This is a genomic window from Citrobacter sp. Colony219 (genome assembly GCF_019382635.1).
GTDB lineage: Bacteria > Pseudomonadota > Gammaproteobacteria > Enterobacterales > Enterobacteriaceae > Citrobacter > Citrobacter youngae.
This window is the reverse complement of sequence record NZ_CP080033.1, coordinates 2,722,727-2,723,155: the sequence shown is the minus strand read 5'-3', so window position 1 is coordinate 2,723,155 and position 429 is coordinate 2,722,727. Positions and strand designations below refer to the sequence as shown.

Annotated in this window: 1 pseudogene; it reads left to right on the top strand. The window is 48.7% G+C overall.

Annotation, left to right across the window (positions count from 1 at the left end):
• Positions 1-429, top strand: a pseudogene (locus JTI85_RS21420) (DNA polymerase V subunit UmuC); the annotation flags it as partial.

The following is a 429-nucleotide window of genomic DNA, read 5'->3' as shown; positions in this document are numbered from 1 at the left end:
TTCCGGTTGATGAAGTCTGGGGTGTTGGACGCCGTATCAGTAAAAAACTGGACGCTATGGGCATTAAAACGGTCTGCGACCTGGCAGATACCGATATTCGCTTTATCCGCAAACATTTCAACGTTGTGCTTGAGCGCACTGTGCGGGAATTGCGCGGTGAACCTTGCCTGGAGCTGGATGAGTTTGCGCCAGTTAAGCAGGAAATTATCTGCTCAAGATCGTTTGGTGAAAAACTCACGGATTACAACGCGATGAGAGAGGCAATTTGTACCTATGCTTCACGTGCTGCGGAAAAGCTGCGCAGAGAGCACCAGTTCTGCCGGTTTATCTCTACGTTTATCAAAACCAGCCCATTTTCCCTGAATGAACCGTATTACGGTAACAGCGCATCGATAAAACTGCTGACACCAACCCAGGATAGTCGGGATA